Consider the following 3,151-nt stretch of genomic DNA (forward strand, 5'->3'; position numbering starts at 1 on the left):
TCGCAAAGCTTGCCTGCTCCAGCTGAAACAAGGCATCGATATCGGCTAAGGCCGCCGGTCGAATCTGCATCAGGCATCCGATCTTAGAAGGGATATCGACGATCAACAATCACTGATCAAGAATCACTCATCAAGGTAGAGACTTGATGGCTAGCCCGACGCCTAGCCAGACCGCGGCAATGCCAATCAAGTACCAGACGAAATGCCGATCCAGGCGCCGCAGGCCTTCATAGAACTGCCGCTCCGACGCCTCAAAGCGCCGCTGGGATTCCTCGCCGCGCTGCTCGAAGTCGTCATACCAAGGATCACGATCAGTCATGAGCAACATGTCTCCAAGGATGGTCAATGGGCCTCGTTTCGGCCTCGCAACACATTCGATTTGCGCTTCAACGGCAAGCAAACGGACAATCACATCAGCTCCAGTTTCCCCGCACGAGCCGGCACCATGCGCTTCCCCTACGGTCTTGCCAACTTTCAGGCTCTCATCGAAGAAGGCTACCTCTATATCGACCGCACCGATCGCATTCGCCGGATCGAAGAGGACGGCAAACAACTGCTGCTGCTGCGCCCGCGCCGCTTCGGCAAGTCGCTGTGGCTGTCGACGCTGGAGAACTACTACGACCTGGCCAAGGCAGAGCAGTTTGAGCAGCTTTTCGGCGGGCTGAAGATCGGCCAAGCGCCGACCGCGCGGCGCAACCATTTCTTCATCATGAAATGGAACTTCTCGCTCGTCGACCCGATGGGCGATGCCGAGGCGATCCGTGCCGCGCTGCATCGGCATATCAACGTCGAGATCCAGGCCACCGTTGCCAAGTATCGGGTTCAGTTGCCAGGCGATATCGAGGTCCAGGAGGATGCGATCGTGTCCTTCCGCTCCCTCTTGGCCGCCATCTCCCGCACTCCGCACCGGCTCTACCTGCTGATCGACGAATACGACAACTTCGCCAACGAGGTGCTGGTCAGCCATCAGCAGGGCGAAGGCCGCTATCAGGAGCTGGTCGGTGGCGAGGGGGCGATCAAGACGCTGTTCAAGGCGATCAAGGACGCGGCCGAGGGGCGCGGCCTGGATCGGGTGTTCATCACTGGGGTCTCGCCGGTCGTGCTCGCGGACATCACCAGCGGCTATAACGTGGTCGAGGATATCTCTCGGCAGCCTGAGTATGCCGACCTTTGCGGCTTCCATGAGGCGGAGATTCGCGCCGTGCTTGAGCAGATCATCAGCGATTGCAAGCTGCCGCCAGAGCGTGCTGCGGAGGCGCTCGACCTGATGCGCACCTTCTACAACGGCTACAACTTCTCGTTGGAGCCCGAGGGCGGACAGATCTACAACCCCACCTTGGCGCTCTATTTCCTCAAGCATCTCGCGGAACGCTGCCACTACCCCGAGGAGATGCTCGACAACAACCTGGCGATGGATCGCAACCGCATCGAGTACATCGCTCGCCTGCCGCGCGGCGAGGCGATCGTCAGCGCGGCACTGGATAGCGCCCATCCACTCAGCGTCGACCGGCTGGAACAGCGCTTCGGCGTCGAGCGCATGCTCCATGCCCCGCAGACCGAGGGCTTTCTCGCCTCGCTGCTCTACTTCTTCGGCGTGCTCACCTACAGCGGGCGCGATCCGCTGGGCACGCTGCAGCTGAGCATCCCCAACCTGGTGGTGCGCAAGCTCTATGTCGAGCGCATCCAGGAGGCCTTGCTGCCGGGCTATGATCTGGATCGGGAGCGGCGCGCGGTCTGTGATCGCTTCTATGCCGGCGGCGAGCTGGAGCCGCTGTGCGATTTAATCGAGCAACGCTATCTGCCGGTCTTCGACAACCGGGACCTGCGCTGGTCCAATGAGCTGGTGGTCAAGACCGCGTTTCTGGTCACGCTGTTCAATGACATCGCCTACATCATGGACTCGGAAACCGCCATCGCGCGGGGCTACTGTGATCTCTCGCTAATCGTGCGCCCAGATCGGCGCCAGTATGCCTTGCTCGATCATGTGATCGAGTTCAAGCATATGAAGGTCGGCGATCTGCCGGGGCTCGACAGCGAGGCGATCGCATCCATACCACGGGAGGCGCTGCGCGAACGACCCGAGGTCGCGCGCCTGTTGAGCGAGGCCAACACGCAGCTCGCCGGTTACCGGAAGACCCTGGAAGGCCTTTATGGTGACAAGCTCAAGCTACGCACCCATGCCCTGGTCTGCATCGGGCTACTGAGGTTTGTCTGGTAGTCGGATACTGGGACTCATCGAACCGTAACGATCTTCGGCAGTACTAGGCAAGGGTCATGATGCCTCTAGCGCATACTCAGCCCCCGCTGCCGCCACAACAGATAGATCGCCGGGATCACAAACAGGCTCAGCAGCGGCGCGGTGATCATGCCGCCGACCATCGGCGCCGCAATGCGGCGCATCACCTCGGAGCCGATGCCGCCGATCAACATAATCGGCAACAGCCCGGCGAAGATGGTTGCCACGGTCATCGCCTTGGGCCGGATGCGCAGCACCGCGCCCTCCTCGATCGCGTCCTTGAGCTCCTCGACACTGGTCAGGCGCCCCTCCTTTTTCCACTGTTTCAGCGCATTGTCCAGGTACACCAGCATCACCACGCCGAATTCGGCCGCGACCCCTGCCAGCGCGATGAAGCCCACCGCCACCGCCACCGAGAGGTTGTAGCCGAGCAGATCGATCAGCCAGAAACCACCGACCAATGAGAACGGCAACGACATCATCACCAGCAGCGCCTCGCCCCCGCTGCGGAAGGCGAGATAGAGCAGCAGGAAGATGATCGCCAAGGTGACTGGCACGACCTGGGTCAGCCGCTCCCGCGCTCGCTCCATGTACTCGTACTGACCCGACCAAGCGAGCGAATAACCAGGCGGCAGTTCGACGTCGGCGTTCACCACCTGCTTGGCCTCATCGATCCAACTGCCAAGATCGCGCCCGCGAATATCGACGAAGGTCCAGCCGTTCAGCCGCGCGTTCTCGCTCTTGAGCATCGGTGCGCCGTCTGCAATCACCACCTCGGCCACCTGCGCCAGCGGGATCTGCGCGCCGGTCGGCGTGACGATCGGCAGCTCGCGCAGCTCCTGCACACTGTCGCGCTGTTCCCTTGGGAAGCGCAGATTGACCGGATAGCGCTCCAGACCCTCGACGGTCTGGGTC

At 61.6% G+C, this 3,151-nt stretch carries 3 protein-coding genes; 1 reads left to right on the forward strand and 2 read right to left on the reverse strand.

What is annotated here, in order from left to right:
- Positions 1 to 130 precede the first annotated feature (130 nt).
- Positions 131 to 319, reverse strand: coding sequence for a hypothetical protein (locus ACY693_RS17275; RefSeq protein ID WP_462323049.1), 189 nt, complete (start codon positions 317 to 319; stop codon positions 131 to 133).
- A gap of 126 nt (positions 320 to 445) precedes the next feature.
- Here ACY693_RS17275 and ACY693_RS17280 point away from each other — a divergent pair, with 126 nt between their 5' ends.
- Positions 446 to 2,218 (forward strand): AAA family ATPase, encoded by a 1,773-nt coding sequence (locus tag ACY693_RS17280; RefSeq protein WP_462323050.1) that lies wholly within the window; start codon positions 446 to 448, stop codon positions 2,216 to 2,218.
- A gap of 65 nt (positions 2,219 to 2,283) precedes the next feature.
- Here the strand turns inward: ACY693_RS17280 and ACY693_RS17285 are convergent.
- Positions 2,284 to 3,151 (reverse strand): efflux RND transporter permease subunit (locus ACY693_RS17285; protein ID WP_462323051.1); only part of this gene is annotated, 868 nt, incomplete at its 5' end.

This window comes from Halochromatium sp., from assembly GCF_054919635.1.

What these genes read in the sequence shown, in the direction of transcription:
- ACY693_RS17275 (WP_462323049.1), bottom strand. Translation starts at nt 319, where the DNA reads ATGACTGATCGTGATCCTTGGTATGACGACTTCGAGCAGCGCGGCGAG.
- ACY693_RS17280 (WP_462323050.1), top strand. Translation starts at nt 446, where the DNA reads ATGCGCTTCCCCTACGGTCTTGCCAACTTTCAGGCTCTCATCGAAGAA.